This window comes from Streptomyces sp. NPDC059866 (assembly GCF_042731325.1).
Classification (GTDB): Bacteria; Actinomycetota; Actinomycetes; order Streptomycetales; family Streptomycetaceae; genus Streptomyces; species Streptomyces flavusporus.
Genome location: NZ_JBHWJT010000020.1, coordinates 53,320 through 75,659 on the forward strand (window position 1 = coordinate 53,320; position 22,340 = coordinate 75,659).

Annotated in this window: 23 protein-coding genes and 2 pseudogenes; 18 read left to right on the plus strand and 7 right to left on the minus strand. The window is 70.0% G+C overall.

Features of this window, described 5'->3' with window-relative positions:
- The first annotated feature begins 173 nt into the window (after positions 1-173).
- Positions 174-1,412, plus strand: coding sequence for a geranylgeranyl reductase family protein (locus ACFV7R_RS29075; RefSeq protein WP_385268644.1), 1,239 nt, complete (start codon positions 174-176; stop codon positions 1,410-1,412).
- On the opposite strand, the gene ACFV7R_RS29080 is transcribed toward ACFV7R_RS29075, so the two are convergent.
- Complete coding sequence (locus ACFV7R_RS29080) at positions 1,402-1,869, minus strand: nitroreductase family deazaflavin-dependent oxidoreductase (protein ID WP_385268646.1); 468 nt, start codon at positions 1,867-1,869, stop codon at positions 1,402-1,404. The genes ACFV7R_RS29075 and ACFV7R_RS29080 overlap by 11 nt on opposite strands.
- Positions 1,870-2,179: 310 nt before the next feature.
- Between ACFV7R_RS29080 and ACFV7R_RS29085 the strand changes: the two genes are divergently transcribed.
- The 3 genes from ACFV7R_RS29085 (at position 2,180) to ACFV7R_RS29095 (ending at position 5,084) form a co-directional block, all read left to right on the plus strand.
- On the plus strand, positions 2,180-2,947 hold the full coding sequence (locus ACFV7R_RS29085) for a TetR/AcrR family transcriptional regulator (protein ID WP_385268648.1): 768 nt from the start codon (positions 2,180-2,182) through the stop codon (positions 2,945-2,947).
- Positions 2,948-3,195: 248 nt separating this feature from the next.
- Positions 3,196-4,422, plus strand: coding sequence for a sensor histidine kinase (locus ACFV7R_RS29090; protein ID WP_385268650.1), 1,227 nt, complete (start codon positions 3,196-3,198; stop codon positions 4,420-4,422).
- Positions 4,419-5,084, plus strand: coding sequence for a response regulator (locus tag ACFV7R_RS29095; protein ID WP_385268652.1), 666 nt, complete (start codon positions 4,419-4,421; stop codon positions 5,082-5,084). The genes ACFV7R_RS29090 and ACFV7R_RS29095 overlap by 4 nt, the downstream gene beginning before the upstream one ends.
- Here the strand turns inward: ACFV7R_RS29095 and ACFV7R_RS29100 are convergent.
- Together ACFV7R_RS29100 and ACFV7R_RS29105 are read right to left on the minus strand one after the other, a co-directional pair.
- Positions 5,045-5,329, minus strand: a complete 285-nt coding sequence (locus ACFV7R_RS29100; RefSeq protein ID WP_385268654.1) for a DUF6332 family protein — start codon at positions 5,327-5,329, stop codon at positions 5,045-5,047. The genes ACFV7R_RS29095 and ACFV7R_RS29100 overlap by 40 nt on opposite strands.
- 71 nt (positions 5,330-5,400) lie before the next feature.
- A complete protein-coding gene (locus ACFV7R_RS29105) occupies positions 5,401-6,894 on the minus strand; it encodes an MFS transporter (protein WP_385268656.1) in 1,494 nt (497 codons plus the stop codon).
- Positions 6,895-6,980: 86 nt separating this feature from the next.
- On the opposite strand from ACFV7R_RS29105, the gene ACFV7R_RS29110 reads away from it, so the two are divergent.
- Positions 6,981-7,385 (plus strand): MarR family winged helix-turn-helix transcriptional regulator, encoded by a 405-nt coding sequence (locus ACFV7R_RS29110; protein WP_385268658.1) that lies wholly within the window; start codon positions 6,981-6,983, stop codon positions 7,383-7,385.
- 14 nt (positions 7,386-7,399) lie between these two features.
- Here ACFV7R_RS29110 and ACFV7R_RS29115 read toward each other — a convergent pair whose 3' ends face one another.
- A complete protein-coding gene (locus ACFV7R_RS29115; protein ID WP_385268660.1) occupies positions 7,400-8,140 on the minus strand; it encodes a maleylpyruvate isomerase family mycothiol-dependent enzyme in 741 nt (246 codons plus the stop codon).
- 65 nt (positions 8,141-8,205) lie between these two features.
- Positions 8,206-8,895: a pyridoxamine 5'-phosphate oxidase family protein gene (locus tag ACFV7R_RS29120; RefSeq protein ID WP_385268662.1), complete on the minus strand. Its 690-nt coding sequence runs from the start codon at positions 8,893-8,895 to the stop codon at positions 8,206-8,208.
- A 265-nt stretch (positions 8,896-9,160) separates the two neighbouring features.
- On the opposite strand from ACFV7R_RS29120, the pseudogene ACFV7R_RS29125 reads away from it, so the two are divergent.
- A pseudogene (locus ACFV7R_RS29125) lies at positions 9,161-9,303 on the plus strand (site-specific integrase); the annotation flags it as partial.
- A 26-nt stretch (positions 9,304-9,329) separates the two neighbouring features.
- Here ACFV7R_RS29125 and ACFV7R_RS29130 read toward each other — a convergent pair.
- Both ACFV7R_RS29130 and abc-f read right to left on the minus strand, forming a co-directional pair.
- Positions 9,330-10,280: a phosphotransferase gene (locus tag ACFV7R_RS29130; RefSeq protein WP_385268664.1), complete on the minus strand. Its 951-nt coding sequence runs from the start codon at positions 10,278-10,280 to the stop codon at positions 9,330-9,332.
- An 89-nt stretch (positions 10,281-10,369) separates the two neighbouring features.
- Complete coding sequence (abc-f, locus tag ACFV7R_RS29135; protein ID WP_385268873.1) at positions 10,370-12,022, minus strand: ribosomal protection-like ABC-F family protein; 1,653 nt, start codon at positions 12,020-12,022, stop codon at positions 10,370-10,372.
- A 488-nt stretch (positions 12,023-12,510) separates the two neighbouring features.
- On the opposite strand from abc-f, the gene ACFV7R_RS29140 reads away from it, so the two are divergent.
- From ACFV7R_RS29140 to ACFV7R_RS29195, 12 genes and pseudogenes are all read left to right on the plus strand, one after another.
- The gene (locus ACFV7R_RS29140; protein ID WP_385268666.1) at positions 12,511-13,716 is read left to right on the plus strand and encodes a globin domain-containing protein; all 1,206 of its coding nucleotides are present in this window, start codon (positions 12,511-12,513) and stop codon (positions 13,714-13,716) included.
- 41 nt (positions 13,717-13,757) lie between these two features.
- A complete protein-coding gene (locus tag ACFV7R_RS29145; RefSeq protein WP_224739586.1) occupies positions 13,758-14,081 on the plus strand; it encodes a hypothetical protein in 324 nt (107 codons plus the stop codon).
- Positions 14,082-14,311: 230 nt separating this feature from the next.
- Positions 14,312-15,484 (plus strand): MFS transporter, encoded by a 1,173-nt coding sequence (locus tag ACFV7R_RS29150; RefSeq protein WP_385268875.1) that lies wholly within the window; start codon positions 14,312-14,314, stop codon positions 15,482-15,484.
- Positions 15,485-15,511: 27 nt separating this feature from the next.
- A pseudogene (locus ACFV7R_RS29155) lies at positions 15,512-15,811 on the plus strand (transposase); the annotation flags it as partial.
- 404 nt (positions 15,812-16,215) lie between these two features.
- Positions 16,216-16,959, plus strand: a complete 744-nt coding sequence (locus tag ACFV7R_RS29160; protein ID WP_385268668.1) for a type 1 glutamine amidotransferase domain-containing protein — start codon at positions 16,216-16,218, stop codon at positions 16,957-16,959.
- Between the two features lie 22 nt (positions 16,960-16,981).
- Entirely contained in the window at positions 16,982-17,308 is a 327-nt protein-coding gene (locus ACFV7R_RS29165) for a putative quinol monooxygenase (protein ID WP_385268670.1), read from the plus strand.
- Positions 17,309-17,956: 648 nt separating this feature from the next.
- Complete coding sequence (locus ACFV7R_RS29170; protein WP_385268671.1) at positions 17,957-18,676, plus strand: cupin domain-containing protein; 720 nt, start codon at positions 17,957-17,959, stop codon at positions 18,674-18,676.
- A 31-nt stretch (positions 18,677-18,707) separates the two neighbouring features.
- On the plus strand, positions 18,708-19,247 hold the full coding sequence (locus tag ACFV7R_RS29175; protein ID WP_385268673.1) for a type 1 glutamine amidotransferase domain-containing protein: 540 nt from the start codon (positions 18,708-18,710) through the stop codon (positions 19,245-19,247).
- The gene (locus ACFV7R_RS29180) at positions 19,247-19,978 is read left to right on the plus strand and encodes an HAD family hydrolase (protein ID WP_385268675.1); all 732 of its coding nucleotides are present in this window, start codon (positions 19,247-19,249) and stop codon (positions 19,976-19,978) included. The genes ACFV7R_RS29175 and ACFV7R_RS29180 overlap by 1 nt, the downstream gene beginning before the upstream one ends.
- A gap of 124 nt (positions 19,979-20,102) precedes the next feature.
- Positions 20,103-21,293 carry an MFS transporter gene (locus ACFV7R_RS29185; protein ID WP_385268677.1) on the plus strand — a complete coding sequence of 397 codons (1,191 nt, stop codon included), beginning with the start codon at positions 20,103-20,105 and terminating at the stop codon, positions 21,291-21,293.
- A gap of 80 nt (positions 21,294-21,373) precedes the next feature.
- Entirely contained in the window at positions 21,374-21,736 is a 363-nt protein-coding gene (locus ACFV7R_RS29190; protein ID WP_385268679.1) for a hypothetical protein, read from the plus strand.
- On the plus strand, positions 21,648-22,328 hold the full coding sequence (locus tag ACFV7R_RS29195; protein ID WP_385268681.1) for a type 1 glutamine amidotransferase domain-containing protein: 681 nt from the start codon (positions 21,648-21,650) through the stop codon (positions 22,326-22,328). The genes ACFV7R_RS29190 and ACFV7R_RS29195 overlap by 89 nt, the downstream gene beginning before the upstream one ends.
- The last annotated feature ends 12 nt before the right edge of the window (positions 22,329-22,340 follow it).

A 22,340-nucleotide genomic window follows, 5' to 3' on the forward strand; every position in this document is an offset into this window, starting at 1 on the left:
GTGTGGTGCACGGACATCCGCTGCGGTGCGCACGGATGACCGCGCGCGTGTAGGCGCGTCCTGGTGGGCGGGCGCATACGCTGCCGATCCTCCCACAGCGGTCGGCGGCGATGCCCGCCGTAGGATGCGGGGGACAGATGCGGCAGGCGGCGGATCGGGAGCAGCAGACCATCGTGAGCAGCGAGAACTCTTCGGCGGACGACGACGTGCGGCAGGTGTGGGACGTCGTCGTGGTGGGTGCGGGACCCGCAGGGGCTTCGGCCGCCTACGCGGCGGCGGTCGCGGGACGGCGCGTGCTGTTGCTGGAGAAGGCGGAGCTGCCCCGGTACAAGACGTGCGGCGGAGGGATCATCGGCCCTTCGCGCGACGCACTGCCGCCGGGCTTCGAACTGCCCCTGCAGGACCGGGTGCACGCGGTGACGTTCTCCCACAACGGACGGTTCACCCGTACCCGGCGCTCCAAGCAGATGCTCTTCGGGCTGGTCAACCGGCCCGAGTTCGACCAGCAGCTCGTCGAGCAGGCCCAGAAGGCGGGCGCCGAACTCCGCACGGGTGTCACGGTGTCGCGGGTCGAGCAGCACGGACCGGCGGTGCCCGACCGGCGTACGGTCGCCGTCGTCCTGCAGGGCGGTGAAACGGTGCTGGCACATGCGGTGGTCGGTGCGGACGGCAGCGCCAGCCGCATAGGAGCCCACGTCGGCGTCAAGCTCGAGCAGGTGGACCTCGGCCTGGAGCTGGAGATCCCGGTTCCGGAAACGGTCGCCGAGGACTGGAAGGGGCGTGTCCTCATCGACTGGGGGCCGATTCCCGGGAGTTACGGCTGGGTCTTCCCCAAGGGTGACACGCTGACGGTCGGAGTGATCTCCGCACGCGGTGAAGGCGCCGTGACCAAGCGCTACTTGGAAGACTTCGTCGGGCGGCTGGGACTCGCCGGTTTCGAACCGAGCATCTCCTCCGGCCACCTGACCCGGTGCCGCGCAGACGACTCGCCCCTGTCGAGGGGGCGGGTGCTGGTATGCGGGGACGCGGCGGGGCTGCTGGAGCCGTGGACCCGGGAGGGCATCTCCTTCGCGCTGCGGTCGGGGCGGCTCGCGGGGGAGTGGGCGGTGCGGATCGCCGAGGCGCACGACGCGGTGGACACCCGTAGGCAGGCCCTGAACTACGCGTTCGCGATCAAGGCGGGTCTGGGCGTGGAGATGGCCGTCGGCAAGCGCCTGCTGACGGTGTTCGAGCGGCGTCCCGGTCTCTTCCATGCGGCCGTGACCGGGTTCCGGCCCGCATGGAAGGCGTTCATGGACATCACGCGCGGCGCCACGTCCCTGGGAGAGATCGTCCGCGGTCATCCCCTGGCCCAGCGCGCCCTGACCGCGCTGGACCGCCGGCCCACGCCGGGTGGCGAGGTCAGCTCCTGACGCCCGTGGCGTTTGTGTAGGTGATCCGGAAGACGGGGTGGTCGGGGGCGATGCGGCGCAGCTCCTCGTCCGAGGAGTCGGGACCGACACCTTTGAAGAAGACGCCGACTTCGGCCTTCCAGCGCTTGAGATAGGCGCGCAGCAGCGCGGGCTTGTCGTCGTCGGCGATCTCGGTCGCGGTGAACACGTCCACGTTCTTGCCGAGTCTGAGCTCGCCGCCGCCCGCGGCCCGCATGTTGTGCGTCCACTGGACGTGGCCGCGAGGGGCGACGAGGTACTGCTGTCCGTCCACGGTCAGCAGGTTCACAGGGGTGGTCCGCCACGCGCCGCTCTTGCGGCCGCGGACCGCGAGGACCCGGGAGCCCCAGATACTGATGCCGCGACGGGTCATCCAGGCCACCGCGCGATTGAAGACGTTGACGGTGAACCAGCCGGGCTTCTGGACGTGGGTGGACATGCGGACTTCCTCCTGGAAGCGGGGATGGGCGGCCGAAGTGGGAGTGGGCGGCCGAAGGGCAGCCGGAGTGGCAGGGGAGGGGCGGGAAGTGTGAGCGGTGCTCTCGCTTGAGAGTAGTGTGGCGGAGATCGATGCTCTAAAGCAAGAGCGGTGCTCTCTTTGTTGAGCGATGCTCTGTCGGGTGGGGGCTGCGTGCTGGCGGAGTGGTGCTCGGTTGTGTGAGCGCCGCTCTCGCAACGAAGCACCAGTCACGAAACGGCGCACCGCTCACGCCGTAGAGCAGCGCTCCGGAACATGGGAAACTTCCCCCATGTCCAGCAATCCCACACACGGCGCCCGCGCCCGAGCCAGGATCGAAGTCACCGCGGCCATCAAGGACGAGGCCCGCAGACAGCTCGCGGCCGAAGGGGCCGCCAAGCTCTCGCTGCGCGCGGTCGCCCGCGAGCTCGGCATGGTCTCGTCCGCCGTCTACCGCTACTTCCCCAGCCGCGACGACCTGCTCACCGCGCTCATCATCGACGCGTACAACTCCCTCGGCGAGGCCGCCGAGGCAGCGCACGACGCGGTCGCCGAGGCCGGCCCCGTGCAGCGTTGGGAATCCGTCTGTGCGGCCGTGCGCACCTGGGCGCTGACGCATCCGCACGAGTACGCGCTGATCTACGGCTCCCCGGTGCCCGGCTACTCCGCACCGCAGACGACCGTCGAGGCCGCGGGGCGTGTCGGTTTCCTGCTGATCGCCATCGTGCGCGACGCACACCAGGGTCTCGGGGTGGCCAAGCCCCGGCTGACCGCCGAGCTGCGTCCGGAGGCCGTGCGGATGGCCGCCGATCTCGCGCCCGATCTCCCGCCCGAGGTGGTGGCGACCCTCGTGGCGGCCTGGGCGCAGCTGTTCGGGCTGGTGGGGTTCGAGGTGTTCGGACAGTTCAACCGGATCGTGGAGGACCGGGAGCCGTTCTTCCGGCACGCCGTGGCGGAACTCGCCCACACCGTCGGCCTCGTCTATCCGCAGCAGGGGTGTGCGGCGAAGACCCGCCAGGGCACCCGGAGCACCGGCAAGGGCAGCAGTTCGGGCTCCTGAGGCGGATCCGGTGTGCAGTGACCGGAACGCGGGCGCCGGGTCCGTGCCCATCGCCTCGGTGAGCTGTTGCCTTACGCCCGAGCAGGCGGCGAGCGCGTCCCGCAGCCGGCCGGCTCGTCACCGGATGGGCTGCGCCGGCTGCGGATCAGGGAGTCCGGCGAGATGGGGGAGGTACTTCGCCGGGAGTACGTGTGATCACCTCGCCCGGGTGACGCCGTCGGTGGCGCGCGCGGTCTAGCGTGGCGGTCATGGAGGAGCAGCGCATACGGCGGGGCGGACCGCCCATGCGGTGGGGTCACGGGCCGCCGTGGCTGAACCGCTGGGACGAGGAGCGTGCGGTCCGGTGGCCCTGGCGCTCCACGGTGCTCCTGACCGTCTTCGTGCTGATGGGCTCCAACTTCGCCGCGCACGCCCAGGAGGGCGAGCGGGCGGCCCTCGACCTCTTCGCGCGCGTGCTGCTGCTCGTGGCCGCGGGACAGTTGCTGTGGCGGCTGCGGTACCCGGTGCCCGTCGTGTTCGGCACCGCGGCGACCGTCGCGGTGTACCTGGGTGCCGGATACCCCTACGGGCCGGTCCTGCTGACCGTCGCCGTCGCCTGTTTCAGTGCGGTCGTCGCGGGCCGGCGCAAGGCTGCCTGGGCCGCTCTCGGGATGCTCTGGGCGGCGCATGTGCTGGTCGCCCACTGGCTCTACCGATGGCTGCCGCCGTCGGGGGACGGGCCCCCCTCCTGGGGGCAGGAAATCGTGATCGCCACCTGGGTGGTGGCGATCGTGGCGCTGTCGGAGCTGGCCCGGATCCGCCGGGAGCAGTGGGCGCGGGAGCGGGCCGAGCGTGCGCAGGCGGCGCGCCGCCGCGCGGACGAGGAGCGGCTGCGGATCGCCCGCGAGCTGCATGACGTCCTCGCGCACAGCATCTCCGTCATCAACGTGCAGGCGGGCGTCGGACTGGCGCTGCTCGACACCGAACCCGAGCAGGCGCGCACCGCGCTCACCACCATCAAGGCCGCCAGCAAGGAGGCGCTCGGAGAGGTACGCCAGGTACTCGACACCCTGCGTACGCCGGGGGACGCGCCGCGCGCTCCGGCGCCCGGCCTCGACCGGCTGCCCGAGCTGGTGGAGCAGGCGGCGAGCGCGGGCCTGACCGTGGCGGTCGAGGGCGAGCCGCCCCGCCTCCCGCCGGGCACGGACCTCGCCGCGTTCCGCATCGTCCAGGAGGCCCTCACCAACGTCGTACGGCACTCCGGTTCCCGGCACGCGCGCGTGCACCTCGATCACGCCGCCGGTGCACTGCGGTTGCGTATCGACGACGACGGGCCGGCGACCGGCGCCGACGCGGGCGGCAGCGGCAACGGACTGGCCGGAATGCGGGAGCGGGCCGCGGCTCTGGGTGGCACGATCGAGGCGGGCCCGCGGCCTGACGGCGGCTTCCGGGTGCTCGCCGTGCTGCCGCTCACCGCGCAGGAGGAGAACCGGTGATCCGCGTACTGCTCGCCGACGACCAGTCACTGGTCCGGGCCGGTTTCCGTGCCCTGCTGGACGCCCAGCCCGACATCGAGGTGGCCGGGGAGGCCTCCGACGGTGCGGAGGCGCTGCGCAAGGTGCGCGAACTGCGGCCCGACGTCGTGCTGATGGACATCCGGATGCCCGCGCTCGACGGCCTCGCCGCGACCCGCCGCATCACCGAGGACGCGGGGCTCGAGGACGTCAGGGTGGTCATGCTGACGACGTTCGAGCTGGACGAGTACGTCTTCGAGGCGATCCGCTCGGGCGCCTCCGGGTTCCTGGTGAAGGACACGGAACCGGAGGAACTCCTGCGCGCGGTACGGGCGGTGGTCGCGGGTGACGCACTGCTCTCACCGGGTGTGACGCGCCGGCTGATCGCCGAGTTCGCGGCCCGCTCCAAGGAGCCCACGGCCGTGGACGCACTCGCCGAACTCACCGAGCGGGAACGGGAGGTGATGGCCCTGGTGGGCATCGGCCTGTCCAACGAGGAGATCGCCCGCCGCCTGGTCGTCAGCCCGCTCACCGCCAAGACCCACGTCAGCCGCACAATGGTGAAGCTGGGCGCTCGGGACCGGGCCCAACTGGTCGTGCTGGCCTACGAGTCGGGGCTGGTACGGCCCGGCTGGCTGGGCTGATCCGCGTGCCGGAACCGGACGAGGACGGCGACCACCCGGGCGATGAACAGGACCGGCGCGAGGACGAGGCCCGTGCGGACCAGCAACGTCTCCACCACATCGGGCAGTTCGAAGAGCAACGCCGGACCGGCGACCGCCCCGAGGACCACCGCCGCCGCGAACGCCGCGCTGCACAGCGCGTACCCGATCTCGACGGTGATCGCATCCCGCTCGGCCTGCGTGCGCCGTCCCCCGTGCCTGGTCATCCGGCAAGTCAAGCAGGCGTGGGCCCGGCGGAGCAACAGCCCCGCCGGGCCCACGCAATGGAGACGGCCCCCTAGTCGCGGACCGGTACGCGCTCCGCGTCCGTCTCCTTCACCAGGGACTGGGACTGGGACTGGGCGACCACCACCGACTGCGTGGCACGTGGGGTGCGCAGACCCGACAGTGCGATCAGCAGGCCGGCGACGGCGATGACCGTGACCACGACCAGTCCGGGGCGGTAGCTGTCGAGGACGGCCTGCGGTGAGGCGTTCTCCGGGGCGCCCGCGGTGACCACCGCCGTCACGACCGCGAGGAAGATAGCCCCGCCGACCTGCACGGACGTGTTGAGCAGGCCGGAGACCATGCCCTGTTCGTGGTCGTCGACGCCGTTGGTGGCCTGGATGTTGAGCGACGGGAAGACCAGCGCGCAGGCCGCGCCGATCAGCAGCATGCTGGGCAGGACGGCGGCGGCGTAGACCGGGTCGAGGTCGACGCCGAGGAACAGCGCGTATCCGACGACCATCAGCGCGAAGCCCACCGCGAGGAGCCGCTGGGTGCCGAACCGGTCGACGATCGAGCCCACCGACGTCGAGGAGATCGCCACCAGCGCGCCGGCCGGCAGGAAGGCGAGGGCCGTGTGCAGGGCGGACCAGCCCAGCAGTGACTGCATGTACAGCGTGACGATGAACTGGAAGCTCACATACGACCCGAAGAAGGTCATGGCGCCGAGCTGGGCACGGATCTGGGTACCGGACCGCAGCACGCCGAGCCGGATCAGCGGTCCCGGGGAGCGCCGCTCCACCATGACGAACACCGTGAGGAGGACGGCGACGGCGAGGAAGGACAGCAGCGTGCGGGCGGAGGCCCAGCCGACCTCGGGGGCCTGTACGACGGTGAAGACCAGCAGCAGCATCGAGGCGGTGCCGAGAACGGCGCCCGGGATGTCGTAGCCGTTGTGGTCGCGCTCGCGGGAGCTGCGCGGCAGCAGCTTCAGGCCCGCGATCAGGGCGATCAGGGCGATGGGCGCGGGCAGCAGCATGGTCAGGCGCCAGCTGGCCTCGGTGAGCAGGCCGGACAGCACCAGGCCCATCGAGAATCCGGTGGCCGCGCAGGTGGTGTAGATGGACAGGGCCCGGTTGCGCAGCGGGCCCTGCGGGAACGTCGTCGTGATGATCGACAGGCCGGCGGGTGCCGTGAAGGCCGCGCTCAGGCCCTTGATGAAGCGGCTGGCGATCAGCAGCGGGCCGGAGTCGACGAGTCCGCCGAGCAGCGAGGCGAGCGCGAAGACGCCCAGGGCCACCAGGAACACCTGGCGCCGGCCGAGCAGGTCGGCGGTGCGGCCGCCGAGCAGGAGCAGACCGCCGTAGCCCAGGATGTAGCCGCTGACGATCCATTGCAGTGCCGAGGTGGACAGGCCGAGGTCGGAGCCGATGGACGGCAGGGCGACGCCGACCATCGACACGTCCAGGGCGTCGAGGAACATCGCGGCGCAGAGCACCAGCAGGGTGCCCCACAGCCGAGGGGTCCAGCGTCCCTCGGACGCGGAAGTGGTGAGCGGAGAGGTCATGTCTCAGCACACTACATGCACATGCATTGATTGCAAGCGCATTTAATGTCCGCGCAATGAGTTTACTTCTCTGCTACCGTGCGGACATGGCGACGAAAAGCGCCGAGCCGGCGCTTGTGGAGCAGTGGCGGGGCATCCTCGCACTGCATGCACGCACGCAGTGCGAGATCGACCGTGCCCTGCACCGACACGGCCTGTGCGCCAGTGATTTCGAGGTGCTCGACGTCCTGGCCGGCGGCGCCGCGGCGGACGGCGTCTGCGCGTACCGCGTCCAGGAGATCTCCGAGCGCGTCCATCTCACCCAGAGTGCGCTGTCGCGGCTGATCGCGCGGCTGGAGAAGGACGGGCTCGTCGAACGCACGATGTGCCCGGAGGACCGTCGCGGCGTCCGAGTGGCGCTCACCGGCAAGGGCCGCACCCTGCACGGTGAGGTGCTGCCGGTGCAGCGGGCGGTGCTGACCCGGATGCTGGCGGACGGCTCGGCCGGCTGACGCTCCGGCAGGGATCAGCTCCAGACGACGGCCGACTTCTCCCGCCACAGGCCGGCCAGCGAGGCGTCACCGGTGACGCCGGGGAACGGCAGCCGGTTCCACAGCGCCAGGTAGAGCCGCGCGGCCGGTCCGGCCAGTTCACAGTCGGCGGCACCCGCGTCGCTCCGCTCCGTCACGGGTGGTTCGGGCGACAGCCGTACGGTCCACACCGCGTCGTCCGCGTCCGTCGCCCGCACCCGCAGCACCCGGGGCATGTCGGTGCGGAGCCTGCTCTTGCTGCGGGCGTGGAACCCGCGCAGCAACTCGTCGATGCCGTCCACCGCGAAGTCGACGGCGATCTCCTCGCCCGTACCGCCGCGTGCCGCCTCCGCGTCGACCCGGTGCACGGTCGTCTCGTGTGCCTGCCGCCTGGCCCAGAACGCAAGCGGCGACGGGGCGGGCAGGAAGTGCCAGCAGGCGACGTCGGGTCGGGCGGCGGCGAGGGTGTCGACGAGTCGGCGGTGCCCCTCGCGGAACCAGGTCACGAGGTCGGCGCCGTCGAGGTCGGGGAGCCCCTCGCCGGGGTGGTACGAGGTGCGCGCCTCGGCGACGAACGCCGTCGCCCAGCGGTGCACCATGCCCGTGTGCCGCAGCAGGTCCTTCACCTGCCAGTCCGGGCAGGTCGGCACCTTGGCCTCGGTGCCGGCCTCCGTGGCAGCCAGGGCCAGGGCGCGGCCCTCCCGGTCGAGTGTGCGGACGAAGTCGGCGGTCTGCATGGCGCCGAGTCTGCCGCATGGAGCGGGGTCGAAGGGAAGAAGACGTATGACCGGCCGCTGCGGAGCTACAGACTGGACACGATCCGACGCCCGGTCATGCTCAGGGGCTCGATGCTCACCCACACATCCCGCCGGCCGCCGACCCAAGGGGCGCTGTACGCCTGCCTCTCCAGCCGGCTCACCGCGTCGGGATCCGTCACGGCCCGGGCATGGCCGCGTACCAGCACACTCCAGCCCTGGCTGAGTGCGTCGTCGACGTGATCGACCTCGAAGGCCACCTGGGTGTCGACAGCCCGCCAGGGCGTCGTGCCGGGGGCGGTCCTGAAGACGATCGCACCGTCGACGACGCTGTAGTTGACGGGGACGACGACCGGCCCCGAGATGTCGGGCACCGCGACCCTCCCCACGCCGTGCGTCGACAGCAGCGTCCGGCACTCCTGGACGCTCAGCTCCACGAACACGGGGGCGCGTGCGGCCTGCCCGAGGCCGGTCGGCAGGTCGGCGCGGCCACCGGTGAGCTCGTTCAGAGAGGTTCCCAAGCTGCCCGCCAGCTTGCGGAGGACGCCCGTACCCGGCAGTGCGGTGGGGCACTCCTCCAGATACTGCAGGTAGCTCGGCGGTACGCCCGCCCGCGCGGCCGTTTCGTGCAGCGTCAGGCCGGCTTCGGCGCGTCGCCGGGCGAGGCGGCGTCCGAGGTCGCCCGGCCGGAGTCCCTCGGCGGGGCTCACCAGGTTCGGCGATGTCTGCTTGGTCATGTCCTCACGTCCTTTCGTCGCGCCGCCTGCGTACTCCCTCGGGGTTCGCCGGAGGGGTCGGGGCACCGGACGGGCGTGGATGCGGTGCCGGGGGTGGCTCCACAGGTTCAGCGTGGCCTGGGCAAGTGGCATTCGCTTGGGCCGAAAGTCCTTATTTGTCGAGCGGGTGGGTCGAAAGGTCCGATCGCTGGGACCGGGTCCCCGTTGGGTTCCTCGGCAACCCGAACACGGTCCGCAACCATGGATCGGAGTGGGCAGGACGGCCGAGCGGCTCACCCCACCGGACTCGGAGACCCCGGCTGCTCGAGGACGGCCGTCGACCGGTTGATCGCCCGCCGTGAGGTCCACCTGCGGGAGAAGACGCTCTGCCGGATGCTGTACGAGACGTGCGCGCGGGCGGAGGGTGTCCGATGGCTGCCGTGTACTTGTCGGTGTCAGCCGGCCATGCCGCCGGCGAAGGGCATCGTCTGCCACTGGTCGACGGCTGGCTTGAGGTACTCCATCAGCTCGGGAAGCTGCGGGACCAGCATGAGGGTGGCGATGACCCGCAGCATGCCCAGGGCGTTGACGAAGCCCAGGACCTCCTCGTCGAGCGGCCTCGTGCCGTTGCGCCGCGCGCCGCGGTTGTAGGCGGCTTCGTGCTCGGGCCCGAGAGCGGCCAGGTCCCACTCGACGGGCCCCAGCGTGACCAGTTCGAAGTCGGCGTAGAGGTCGCCGTCCACCCCGGAGAAGATGTTCGCGGGCGGGGAGTCGCCGTGGATGGGCTGGAGGCCGGCGCCCGGGAACCGGGTCTCGAAGGCCCTGCGTGAGCGCACGAGGGGTTCGAGGATCTGCCACTCGCGGCGGGCGCGGTCCAGCTCGGCCGCACCGATCAGGCCGGGGTGCTGGTCGAGCCGGGCGAGGCTTTCCGCGATGAACCGCGGCTCGGCCGCGGACAGAAACTCCAGGCGGCCCGGGTAGGCGCGCAGTGCCGCGTGCAGGTCGGCGACGCTCTCGGCGTTCGCCACATAGTCGGGTTCCTTGTCCCGGTCCTCCTCGACGAACGGCCAGAACGTCATGGAGAACCCGTCGCGCTGCACGGGTTCCCGCGGCACGAGCGGGCTGGGTGCGATCACGGGGATTCCCTGGTTGTCGAGCCAGCGTGTCACGTCCAGCTCATCCTGCTGGCGGCGCGCGAGGGCGACCAGGTCGTCCGGGCGAGGCAGGACGGTGGGAATCCGGGCCACGACCGGCGAGGGCGCCAGGTGGACGACGACGGAGAAGACGTCGTGGAGCACCGTGGGATCGGTGACGGTCAGGCCGAGCTCGCGCCCTGCCGCGACGGCCGCCTCGACGGCGGCGGAGGTGCGGCCGGCGAGCTGTTGTGGTGTCAGGAAGGTGGTCATGGCTCCATCGTTTCGGCGGATTTTCCGGATACTGGGCAGGTCGGGGCGGGGGGCGCGGGCCGTTCGCGGCGGAGGCGGACCCGACAGGGTCAGCACCTGCGGCCGGCACGCAGCTCCAGCCACTCCCCTTCGAAGCGTGCGCGGAAGCCGCGGTCGTGCGAGACCGCGACCACCGCCCCCGGGTACGCCGCGAGCGCCGCCTGAAGGTCCTCGACCAGGTCGAGCGCGATGTGGTTGGTCGGCTCGTCGAGGACGAGGAGGTCCGCGGGCCGGGTCGTCAGGCGGGCGATCTGCAGCCGCCGCTGCTGTCCCGCGGACAGGGCGGCGACCGGGACGTGCAGGTACTCCTCGCGGAACAGGCCCAGGGCCAGCAGCTGTTCGGCGTACTCCTCCGGCAGTCCGGGCCGCCCGGCCGCGAACGCGGCGAGCAGCGGGAGCCGTGTGGAGCGCACGGGCAGCTCCTGCGCGAGGTAGCCGATCCGGGCAGCGCGGCGTACCGCGCCCGCGTCCGGCTCCAGGTCGCCCGCCAGGACGCGCAGGAGCGTCGTCTTGCCCGCGCCGTTCTCGCCCGTGACCAGCAGCCGCTGTCCGGGGGTGATCGCCAGGAGCCCGTCCAGACGCAGCCGCTCGCCGACCCGTACGCCGTCGAACTCGGCGAGGGGGCCCTGGGCCGGGCCGTCTGCCGCCGACAGTGCCGCCGTGAACCGCAGGGGTTCCGGCGGTGCCGCCACCGGGTTGCGCCGCAGCTGGGCCTGGCGCTCCCGGACGGAGCGCACCTGCCCGCCGAGCTTCGCCTCGCTGGACCGGCGGTGCTTGCCGAAGCCCTGCTTCGGGTCGCGGCCGGTGGTGGCAAGCCGCCTCCCTGCGGCCTCGAGCAGCTCCTCCATGCGGGCCACCTCCTCGACCCAGTTCGCGTACCGCTGCTCCGCGCCGCGCCGGGCGGCGGCCTTCGCGGCGCGGTAGCCGGCCCAGCCGTCGCCGTACCGGCGCACGGTGCGCGTGTCCCGGTCGACCTCGAGGATCGTGGTGGCGATGCGCTCCAGGAAGCCGCGGTCGTGGGTGACCGCGACGACGGTGCCGCGGTGCGCCCGCAGGTGTTCCTCCAGCCGGCGCACGGCCGCCGCGTCGAGGTGGTTCGTCGGCTCGTCCAGGAGCAGCAGCTCGGGGGTGGCGGCCAGCACGCAGGCGAGCGCCAGCCGCGACTGCTCTCCGCCGGAGAGCGAGCCGAGCAGGCGGTCGCGGGTGATCCGGGCGAGCCCGAGCCCGTGCATCGCGGCATTCACACGGGCGTCCGCCTCGTATCCGCCGCGTTCCTCGTACGCGATCAGCAGCTCGCCGTACGCGGCGAGCTCGTCCTGCGACGCCTCGCCGAGACGCTCCTCCGCCGTGCGCAGCCGGCGCTCCATGTCGCGCAGTTCGGTCAGGGCGAGGTCGACGGCGTCCTGCACGGTGCGGTCCGGGTCGAGGTCGAGGGTCTGGGCGAGGTGTCCGGTGCCGCCGGGGAAGCTGACGCTGATCTCCCCGGTGTCCGGCCCCTCGGCCGCGGCGAGCAGCCGCAGCAGGGTGGACTTGCCGGAGCCGTTCTCACCGATGACGGCGGCCTTCTCCCCCGGGCGGACGGTGAAGGAGACCTGGTCGAGGACGGTCCGGGTGCCGTAGGACTTGGTGATGTTCTTGACGGACAGCTGCGCCACGGCCGCGGGGGCGGCGGTGGGCAGGGCGGTATGGGCGCGGTCGCGCATATGACTTTCCCTGGGCATGCGAAGGGTCTACGGGCAGCAGAAACGGCGGTATCGGCCGTGCCCGGACTCAGACGAAGAAAAGGAAAGCCATGCCCCCACCGTAACAAGACGAACCGTCTCGCCTCCACTCGTGCGTGGCGCGAAGCCCGTGATCCGCATCACCGCCCGAGTCCGCCGTCCCGCAGAAGGCGTACTGCCCGGTGACCGTCGTCCCGCAGGGGCGCTGAAACCAGGGGCCGACTACGCCTCCGGCCCACGCCGGCTGGACGGCAGCGATGCCTGAGGGCGCGGGCGGATCGGTAGGGCCGTCCGGACCCGAACCGTGCCCGGCCTGTGGGGTCGAACGGTCCGATGTCCAGGGACGTTCGGCCCCAATCGACCACTGGGGCCGCAATCACGGCCAATGAGGCGGATCCGACCTGATAGACGTGGCATGGCTGCGATTGCGAGCGGCCCTTCCTCGAACACCCGTACTCCGTAGGAGACCCATGCTTACGCCCGAGTCGGCCGCTGTCATCCGTGCCACCCTGCCCGCCGTCGGCGGGGCCCTGGACGACATCACGGCACGTTTCTACGACCAGATGTTCAGTGAGCACCCCGAGCTGCTGGACGGTTTGTTCAACCGTGGCAACCAGGCCAGCGGCGAACAGCGCAGGGCATTGGCCGGGTCCATAGCGGCGTTCGCCACGGCGCTGCTCGCCGATCCCGAGACCCGGCCGGACGCGCTGCTGTCCCGGATCGCACACAAGCATGCCGCGCTGGGCGTGACCGAGGAACAGTACACGGTCGTCCACAAGTACCTGTTCCGCGCCATCGGCGACGTGCTCGGCGACGCGGTCACCCCTGAGGTCGCCGCTGCCTGGGACGAGGTGTACTGGCTGATGGCCGGCGCCCTGATCGCCCTGGAGGCCCGGCTCTACCAGGAGGCGCAGGTCGACCCGCGTCATCCCTGGCGGCAGTGGACCGTGGTGGAGCGCCGCGAGGAGACCCCCGACGCCGTGTCCTTCCTGCTGCGCCCGGCCGACGGCGGCCCGGTGCCGCCCGCCAGTGCCGGGCAGTACGTCAGCGTCCGGGCGCGGATGACCGACGGCGTGCACCAGGTCCGCCAGTACAGCCTGTCGAACGCGCCCGGCGACCAGATGCGTCGCATCACCGTCAAGCGGGTCGCGAGCGTGGCCGCCGCGCCGGAGGGCGAGGTGTCCAACCACCTGCACCGCACCGTCCGCACCGGTGCCGAGCTGACCCTGTCCACACCGTTCGGCGACGTGGTGCTCGACAACGCCGACACCCCGCTGCTGCTGGTCTCGGCGGGCATCGGCTGCACCCCGATGGTCGGCATGCTGGAGCACCTCGCGGCGACCGGCTCGAAGCGCCCGGTTCGCGTGCTGCACGCCGACCGCTCCCCGGCCGACCACGCCCTGCGTGCGGACACCCGCCGGATCATCGGTGAACTGCCGGATGCCCAGGCCCAGTTCTGGTACGAGCAGGACGCCGCCGACGAACCGGGTGCCCGTACCGGACTGATGGACCTGGGCGACCAGAACCTGCCCGCGGACGCCGACGTCTACCTGTGCGGCGCGCTGCCCTTCATGCGTGCCGTGCGCGCCCAGTTGCTGCAGGCAGGCGTCCCCGCGCGCAGGATCCGGTACGAGGTCTTCGGCCCCGACCTGTGGCTGGCCCAGGCGGAGGGCTGAGCGAACCGGCCGGTAGGCTCTGGCGCACCGACCTTGAGTGGATGGCGAGCCGCGCAGTGATACGAGACCTTTACAACGTCCGGGTGCTGCCCGCGGAGGGCGCCACCACACCGCTGACCGACGAGGAAGAGCAGCGCTTCCGGGCTGTGTTGTTCAGCGAACTCGGCAACAAGGTCGCCGACCAGGGCTGGGCGCGTTTCCCGGCGTACACGCCGGAAGACCGCCGTCGGCTGGTAGACGTCGCGCACCGCCTCACCACCTACTGGGGACAGCAGGTGTTCGTCGAGGCCGAGGACCAGTGCAGTCTCAGGCTCTGCCTTGCCGGATACGAAGCGCAGGCGAAGACGTTGTCGCCGCGTTCCTGACTCTGCCCTTCCACCGGGTCTCCCGGGCGCGGCCACACTGATCCGCAGCTGCTGTTTCGACTGAGCCGCATGGGCAACTTGGACACGGGTGCGTCGGGTGGGACGGCCTGGTCACTGCTGTTCGGTGCCGTGCTACCGCCTGAGGAAGGACGGACGGCATGCTCGAGTCGGCGAGGAACAACAGGGACACGTCAGGGCCGGGTCCGTCGCCGTCCGGCAGAGCCTGGCTGATGCTGGCCCTGGCCACGATCGGTTTCGCCGTGAACTTCTGGGCGTGGGCGCTGCTCAGCCCGCTCGGACCCCGCTTCAAGGACGGCCTCGACCTGACCTCCTTCGAGCAGTCGCTGCTGGTCGCGGTGCCGGTGGTGGTCGGCTCGCTGGGCCGGATCCCGGTCGGCGCCCTGACCGACCGGTACGGCGGGCGGGTGATGTTCCCGATCGTGTCGGCCGGGACCATCGTTCCGGTGCTCTACCTGGGGCTGGCCGGACACTCCTCGCTCGCCGCCCTCCTGATCGGCGGCTTCTTCCTCGGCATCGGTGGCACCGCCTTCGCCGTCGGTGTGCCGCTCGTCAACGCCTGGTTCCCGCCCGAGCGGCGCGGCCTGGCCATCGGCGTCTTCGGCGCGGGCATGGGCGGTACCGCGATCAGCGCGCTGACCACGGTGAAGCTGGTGGACGCGTACGGTATGGCGACCCCGTTCCTGATCACCGCCGCGGTGCTCGCCGTATACGCGGTGGCCGCCGCGCTGCTGCTGCGCGACGCACCCGGACGCACCGTGCCCACCGAGCCGCTGGCCCGCCGCCTGGCCGCCACCGCCCGCCTCGGCATCACCTGGCAGGCGTCCGCCCTGTACGCCGTGGCCTTCGGCGGCTACGTGGCCTTCTCCGTGTACCTGCCCACCTACCTCAGGACCGGCTACGGCCTCACCCAGGCGGACGCCGCGAACCGGATGGCCGGGTTCGTGCTGCTGGCGGTGGCCATGCGGCCGGTGGGCGGCTGGCTGTCGGACCGGCTGGGCCCGGTCCGGGTGCTGGCCGGCTCGCTGGCCGTGGTCGTCGCCGGAGCGGTGGTGCAGTCGTTCACCCCGGCCCTGGCCCCGGTGGGCACGATCGCCTTCCTTTCCATGGCCGCCGCGCTCGGCGCAGGCAGCGGGGCGACCTTCGCCCTGGTGGCCCTGCTGACCCCCGCCAACCAGGTCGGCTCGGTCACCGGCGTCGTCGGCGCCGCGGGCGGCCTGGGCGGCTTCCTCCCGCCGCTGGTGATGGGCTCCCTCTACGGCGCCTACGGCACGTACGCGATCGGCCTGGCCCTGCTCGCGCTGGTCGCGGCAGCGGCCCTCGCCTTCACCAGCACCGGCGTGCGCCACGCCGTCTCCCGGCGCGTGCCCGCGCAACAGCCCTGAGGGAGCGCGTTTCATGTGCGAGTACTGCGGCCGGTCTACGATCCGGCCCACCCCCTGAGCTGCCACCGCTCGCGGATCAGCGATCGGATCGTCTTCGACGAGCTGCTGCAGGTCCTGCGCTCCGGCTGCTCCTACCAGGCCATCGCCCACACCACCTGCTCGGCCGCCACCATCCGAGGTCGCCGTGACGAGTGGATCCAGCTCGGCGTCTTCGCCCAGATCGAGCGGATCGCCCTGTAGGGATACGACCAGATCGTCGGCCTCGTCCTTGAGGAGATCGCCATCGACGGCTGCATCACCAGGCACCTGGCGGCGGGGAGGCCGCCCGGCCAACCGCCACGACTCCCCGCTCCTCGACTCACACTGGACCTGCTGGATGGCCTCGGGCCGCTCCGCGCGTTGTGTCTGCGGAGCAGACCGGCGACGACAACGGGTTCTTGTGACGGCCATTTTCAGGAAATGCCATGCTGCAAAGAAGAAGCGCGTGCTGCTCGTGAACGCGGCCGATTCAGCTCCGCTCGCGATGGGCGGTGTCGCGATATCAAGCGGGCCTGCCTTCGTAAGCGCTAAACACTTCGGAACCCTGACTGTCGACCCGTAGTGGGCGCCATCAAACCCGTCAAGCCCCGAATTTCCGTAATTGGTATCCCAATGGCTGCGCAGCCTACCGTCCATGGTGTGGGCCGCAGTCGCAGCGGCATCGCAGATCGCCATTACCACAGGAGATAAACATGTTTAAGAAGATCCTCACCGCGCTCACCAGCCATGACCGCCTCGATGAAACGGTTGGCACCAAGAAGATTCTCATCGCGCTCACCAGCCATGACCGCCTCGGTGACACGGGTCGCACCACCGGCTTCTACCTCCCTGAGGCGGCCCACCCATGGAAGGTGTTCACAGACGCCGGGTACGAGGTCGATCTCGTCTCGGTCAAGGGCGGCGAGCCGCCGATGGACGGCGTGGACCGTTCCGACTCGATCCAGAGCGCGTTCCTGGCGGATGTCCACATCAGCGGCCAGCTTGCCGCCACTCCGCGCCCAAAGGACATCGACCCTACCCAGTACGACGCGATCTTCTACGCCGGCGGGCACGGCACCATGTGGGACTTCCCTGGCGACACGACGCTTGCCGGCGTTGCCCAGGGCATCTATGAAGGCGGCGGCGTGGTCGCCGCCGTGTGTCATGGTCCGGCCGCGCTCGTGAACCTCACGCTGTCCGACGGGACGCACCTGGTGGCGGGCAAGGCCGTGGCTGCCTTCACCAATGACGAGGAGTCGGCGGTCGGGCTCACCGACGTCGTTCCGTTCGCCCTGCAGACCAAGCTGGAAGAGCGCGGCGCCAAGCACAGCGGTGCGGCGAACTTCGAGGCTCACGTCGTCGTGGACGGACGCCTGGCCACAGGCCAGAACCCCGCTTCCTCGACCGGCGTCGCCGAGGCGGTGCTCGAGATCCTTCGGTCCGGCGCCGCGGCCTGAGCCGAGTCCGGTGGAGGAGCGCGTGATCACCCCCTGGCCCCTGCACGATGCCAGGCCTGGAGAGATCGTCGTTGTCGCCCGTTGGAAGCCGTCCCCTGGTGAACGCGAGCGCGTGCTGACCGCGCTGTCGGCCTTGACGCGGGCATCATCGAAGGAACCCGGCTGTCTCGGTTACGAGGCACTGCATCGGGGCGACCCGCCAGATCAGGAGATCGTCCTCATCGAGCGCTACGCCGATCGCGCCGCGTTCGAGGAACATCTCGCCAGCCCGCACTTCCAGAGGCTGGTACTCGAGGAGATCGCCCCGAAGCTGCGGATCCGTCGGGTCAGCGTCTGCACATCGACCTGACGCAGGCCCTGACCTGCTATGAAGCGCCGCGACCGGTCCGGACCGGTCGCGGCGCTCAACGCTTCTGCGCAAGGCCGCCGAGCTGCTGCGCCGAGTCACCCGGCTTCTGACCACCCGACACCACCATGTGGAAGCGACGACGCGTGGCTCATCGACTCCACGCCGGTGCTGGTGTGCCTGATGTGCATCCCTCAGGGTCTGCCAATCGCTCGGATCGCCGACCATTTCTCCTTCTGCCGGACGCGCACCGCTTCCGCATCCTGCTCGACGGCCCGCTCGTCCGGGCGCTGGAAGGACTCCACCAGTTGTCCACCGCCTTGAGCGAGACCTCACGCAGGGATCAACGACTCGGAACACCTGCCATTTCGGATCGATACACGTTCTGCATCGAATCTGTCAAGCCGCGAAATTCCGTCGCTTTGCTGATTTTTCCGCAACGGGCAACCTGGTCTTAGGGGAACAAGCGGCCATCGCGCAGAGATGGCGCAACAGGCAAGTCGAAGTCCCGGCTCGCTGAATTCTGGAAACCGGACCCCATTCACCTAGGAAATCATTATGGCGACAAACATTCCTAAGCGCATCTCCAGCACCGTTGGCGTGTCTGCCGAAACTTCTGGTTTCGATGCTCCCGGATACTTGCCGGTTCCGATGAACGCCGGCTCCGCAGATATCGACGAGCTGAGCAAGCTCATGCGGCGCGGAGCTCGGGCGCTCAACGAGCAGTTCGATGAGGACACCCACCTCAACGAGGTCATTCCCAAGCCCTGGGGATACGAGTACCGCGCCTATGTCGACGAGTTCTTCGACTTCTGGGCGTTGCACATCGACGCACCGCGCGGAACCTCGATGCACGTGCATGCCCGGAAGCTCACCTACCTGATCTGCCTCGGAGGGCAGGGGGTGACCTCCGGTCTCGCGAAGGAGGTACCGGTCCGGGAGGGCACGATCCTCCGCATCGCGCCGGGCGCCTTCCACGGCACCCGGAACACCGGGGATGAGCCTCTCGAACTCATCGAGGTCGAGGTTCCGCGCAACAAGTTCGACCTCATACGGCTCAAGGACGACTACAACCGGGCCGGCACCGCGTATGAGACGAAGTCGCTGGAGGAACCCGACCACTCTATGCAGAAGGTGGCGGCGTTCCCCCATGCCCACATGCGGCGGCAGACCCCGGACGGCAAGTTCCGATTCGAGCTGCGCACGGGAATGGACATCTTCTACCGCAGGCGCAGCGAGGACATCTTCTACGTTCCGCTCTGCGTCTCCGGAGTGGTCTATTTGGACGTCGAGGTCCTTACCGGCCAGGAAGGCGACAAGCGGCGGCCCCAGACCGACAAGCAGTACCTCTGTATCAGCAAGAACTTCTGAACGTCATCCGGCATCTCGAAAGGATAGAACTATGTCTCGCAATGCTGTAATCATTACTGGCGCCGGCTTCCAGGACCACGATGTGGTGTTCACCTACTACCGTCTTCTGGAGGAGGGGTGGCACGTCGATGTGGCGACCAAGAACGGCGCCCCTGTCACCGGAAAGTACGGAATTCCGCTGCCGATGGACAAGACCGCCCGGCCCCTGATCGGGTACGAGGACCTCTCGGTCGACCAGTACGACGCGGTGATCCTCACTGGCGGCCACGAGGCTCCGGACCGGGTTCGCCAGGACAGGAATGTCCTGGATTTCGTGGCCGACATGGACAAGGCGGGCAAGGTCGTCGCGGGCCTGTGCCACGGCCCCTGGATCATGGTCAGCGCCGGGGTGCTGAAGGGCCACAAGGCCTGCGCGTACATCGGTCTGCGGGACGACGTGATCAACGCTGGTGCCCATGTGGTCGACAGCGACGTCATCGTCGACGGCAACATCATCACCTGCTCCTACTACGGCTACATGGGGGCCTTCATGCGGAGCGTGTTCGAGACTGTCGCGAAGGTCTCCGCCTGATGGCCGGCCTGCTGGCGCTCGACTTCGACGGGGTGGTCTGCGACGCCCTGGAGGAGTGCGCCCTCGTCACCTGGCTCGGAGCGCAGTGGCACGACCGCTCCGTCCCCGGCTCCGGCCACGTCAAGCTGTTGCCCGCCGACTTCATGGCGCGGTTCCAGAAGGTGCGCAACTACTCGCGACTGCTTGACCACTTCGTCGTGGCGCATCACCCGGCGGCCGACAGCATCGGATCCCAGGCGGACTTCGACCTCCTCTTCGCATCAGTGTCGTCCGACTACGTCAGCCGGTTCGCCACTGCGGCATCCCTGGCCCGGGACTGGTTCCGGACCGAGGAAACAGAGTTCTGGCTCGGGCTGCACACCCTGTACACAGGGTTGGACAACCTTCTCCGGCAGCACTCGGGCAACGTGGCGATCATCACCGCGAAGGACGAGCAGTCGGTGCGCTCCATTCTGCGCCGGCATGGGCTGGACCAGACCGTGTCAGAGATCTTCGGTGAATGCGGCCGCAAGGCAGAGGCTGTCCAGGAGTTGTGCTCTCGTCGGGGAACCACCGCGGAATCCGTGACCTTCATCGACGACAACCTCACCAACGTTCGCCAGGTCTCTGCCACCGGCGCACGAGCCCGATGGGCCCAATGGGGCTATCAGACGCCGGAACACCGGGAGGAGGCCAAGCGGTTCAACGTCGCATCGCTGGAGCTCTCCGACCTGCCGCAGCTGGCCGTCTGACCCGCCTTCGGCACGGCCATGGGTGGGGCACAGCGCGTCTGACTGTGCCCCACCCACCTCCGTGTCGCACAACGCCTTACCCATTCTGTCCTTGGAGCAGATGCTCATGAGTACCTTGCAGCCCGTGGCCGCCGAGCGAACCGCGCGCCTGGGCCGTGTCCCGCGGGGTGACCGTGGTTTCTCCGTCCAGTTGATGCTGCTGGTTGCGATGGCATTCGCGATTCCCGCCCAGCTCTATCTCGCGATCCCGGTCGCGGAGCAGATCCAGAGGCCCTTCCGTGTCGACGCGGCGACCGCCTCGTGGACGGGCAGCGCGTTCTCCTTGACCTATGCGGCCGGCTTTCTCATCTTCGGCCCGCTGTCCGACCGCGTGGGGCGTCGCCCCGTGCTGGCGTTCGGAGTGTTGGCCACCGCCTTGACCACAGCTCTGACCGCTTTGAGCCCTGACATGGGCTGGTTCATCACGTTCCGTGCGCTGCAAGGCCTTGCGGCGGCCACCTTCGCGCCCGTCGCCCTGGCCTATGTGGCCGACCGTGCGCCGGCGGCGCGGCGTCCGGTTTCCCTGTCGTTCATCACCACCGGCCTGCTGGGGGCTGGTCTGCTGGGGCAGGCGTTCGGCCAGTTCGTCGGCGCGCATGCCGACTGGCCTACGGCGTTCTGGCCGGCGGCCATCGTGTACGCGGTGGCGGCCATTGCCCTCTGGGGGCTGCTGGCTCCTGGGGCCACGGCGGCGACCACGACCTGGAGCAGCGTCCTTCTGGCCATGGGGCGGCTGATCCGTACGCCCGGCCCGGCGGCTGTGTTCGCGTCGGCCATCACCGTATTCAGCAGCTTCGTCGCCATGTACGCCGTGCTCAACCCCCACCTGCGTGACGCGTTCGACTTCGGCGAGGGCCGACTGCTCCTGGTGCAGGCCATCGGTGCTCTGGGTCTGATTGTCGGCCCCGTGGTCAACCGGCTGTTCGGCGGCAAGGGCCCGCGTGTGCTGGCCGTCGCGGGATTCCTGACTGCGGGGGGCGGCCTGCTCCTTGAGCAGCTCAGCAGTGTCCTCGTCGCGGTGGTGGGCGGAAGTCTGGTCTTCGTGTCCGGCATCAGCCTGGTGGTCCCCGGCCTGGTTGGCCTGCTGCACGAACTGGCTCCGCAGAGTCGGGGCGCCGCCGTGGCGTTCAACACCTTCGTCCTGTTCATCGGCGCATCGCTCGGGCAACTGGCCGCGGCTCATGCCGGTTACCGGCTGATGCTGGGAATCCTCGCCGTCTCCGTCATCGTGGCCGCCGTCGTCGTCGCCCTGTTCGCCAGACGCCCCCACCAGTGACCCCGACCCGCCAGCCTCGAGGAGGCGACCACCGTGCCGCCCCCCCCCGCATTCACCTGACCGATCCGGACCGGCCGGCGGTGGCCACCGCGCGGGCGCCGGCCATGGACGCCGTGCAGCGGGCCGGCAACGGCCACCCCGGCGCCGCCATGGCCCTCGCCCCGGTCACATATCTGCGCTACCAGCGGATCATGTGCCGTGACCCGTCCGCTCACGGCCGACGAGGCTGTATGCACCATGACCGTCAGCCCACCTCCCGACCCTGCGCGGCTGACTGGTCGCCGTCCGGGTTACCTCGAAGCAGTCAGCCGTGTATGTCCAGTCAATTGCGTGCCCTCGGAAGGAACTGTCAACATGACCGCGCCCAAGCGGATGCTCTACGTACTCACCAGCCACGATGTTCTCGGCGACGGCGGCAGGCCGACCGGGTTCCACCTCGGTGAAACTGTCCAGCCCTGGTTGATCGCCTGTGCGGCCGGATACGAAGTCGACTTCGCCTCGGTCATGGGCGGCAAGCCGCCCATGATCGGTCATGACCTCGACAGAGCGGAGGAGACCGCCTTCCTCGCGGACGCCGACGTCAGGGACAAGCTCGACCACACGCTCACTCCGGAGGAAGTCGATGCGTCCCGGTACGCGGGCGTCTTCTTCGTCGGCGGTCACGGCACGATGTGGGACTTCCGCGGAAACGCCCGGCTCGAGTCGACAGCACGGAGCATCTACGAAGCGGGCGGAGTGATCGCGGCCATTTGCCACGGCCAGGCCGCACTTGTCGATCTCACCCTGTCTGACGGCAGCTACCTGGTCGCAGGCAAGGCCCTGACCGCCTTTTCGAACGAGGGCGAAGCAGCGCGGGGCCTGACCGACGTTGTGCCGTTCTCCCTGCAGAGCATGCTGGAAGCCAGGGGGGCTGTGTACTCCTGTGCGCCCGACCGCACCGCACATGTCGTGGTCAGTGAACGGCTCGTCACCGGGCAGAATCCCGCCTCCGCACCGGAGCTGGGCCGGCGGATGGTCGCACTCCTCGGCCAGTGAGGGAGACAGCCC

What these genes read in the sequence shown, in the direction of transcription:
- ACFV7R_RS29080 (WP_385268646.1), bottom strand. Translation starts at nt 1,869, where the DNA reads ATGTCCACCCACGTCCAGAAGCCCGGCTGGTTCACCGTCAACGTCTTC.
- ACFV7R_RS29085 (WP_385268648.1), top strand. Translation starts at nt 2,180, where the DNA reads ATGTCCAGCAATCCCACACACGGCGCCCGCGCCCGAGCCAGGATCGAA.
- ACFV7R_RS29090 (WP_385268650.1), top strand. Translation starts at nt 3,196, where the DNA reads ATGGAGGAGCAGCGCATACGGCGGGGCGGACCGCCCATGCGGTGGGGT.
- ACFV7R_RS29100 (WP_385268654.1), bottom strand. Translation starts at nt 5,329, where the DNA reads ATGACCAGGCACGGGGGACGGCGCACGCAGGCCGAGCGGGATGCGATC.
- ACFV7R_RS29105 (WP_385268656.1), bottom strand. Translation starts at nt 6,894, where the DNA reads ATGACCTCTCCGCTCACCACTTCCGCGTCCGAGGGACGCTGGACCCCT.
- ACFV7R_RS29110 (WP_385268658.1), top strand. Translation starts at nt 6,981, where the DNA reads ATGGCGACGAAAAGCGCCGAGCCGGCGCTTGTGGAGCAGTGGCGGGGC.
- ACFV7R_RS29115 (WP_385268660.1), bottom strand. Translation starts at nt 8,140, where the DNA reads ATGCAGACCGCCGACTTCGTCCGCACACTCGACCGGGAGGGCCGCGCC.
- ACFV7R_RS29120 (WP_385268662.1), bottom strand. Translation starts at nt 8,895, where the DNA reads ATGACCAAGCAGACATCGCCGAACCTGGTGAGCCCCGCCGAGGGACTC.
- ACFV7R_RS29130 (WP_385268664.1), bottom strand. Translation starts at nt 10,280, where the DNA reads ATGACCACCTTCCTGACACCACAACAGCTCGCCGGCCGCACCTCCGCC.
- abc-f (WP_385268873.1), bottom strand. Translation starts at nt 12,022, where the DNA reads ATGCGCGACCGCGCCCATACCGCCCTGCCCACCGCCGCCCCCGCGGCC.
- ACFV7R_RS29140 (WP_385268666.1), top strand. Translation starts at nt 12,511, where the DNA reads ATGCTTACGCCCGAGTCGGCCGCTGTCATCCGTGCCACCCTGCCCGCC.
- ACFV7R_RS29145 (WP_224739586.1), top strand. Translation starts at nt 13,758, where the DNA reads ATGGCGAGCCGCGCAGTGATACGAGACCTTTACAACGTCCGGGTGCTG.
- ACFV7R_RS29150 (WP_385268875.1), top strand. Translation starts at nt 14,312, where the DNA reads ATGCTGGCCCTGGCCACGATCGGTTTCGCCGTGAACTTCTGGGCGTGG.
- ACFV7R_RS29160 (WP_385268668.1), top strand. Translation starts at nt 16,216, where the DNA reads ATGTTTAAGAAGATCCTCACCGCGCTCACCAGCCATGACCGCCTCGAT.
- ACFV7R_RS29170 (WP_385268671.1), top strand. Translation starts at nt 17,957, where the DNA reads ATGAACGCCGGCTCCGCAGATATCGACGAGCTGAGCAAGCTCATGCGG.
- ACFV7R_RS29175 (WP_385268673.1), top strand. Translation starts at nt 18,708, where the DNA reads ATGTCTCGCAATGCTGTAATCATTACTGGCGCCGGCTTCCAGGACCAC.
- ACFV7R_RS29180 (WP_385268675.1), top strand. Translation starts at nt 19,247, where the DNA reads ATGGCCGGCCTGCTGGCGCTCGACTTCGACGGGGTGGTCTGCGACGCC.
- ACFV7R_RS29195 (WP_385268681.1), top strand. Translation starts at nt 21,648, where the DNA reads ATGACCGCGCCCAAGCGGATGCTCTACGTACTCACCAGCCACGATGTT.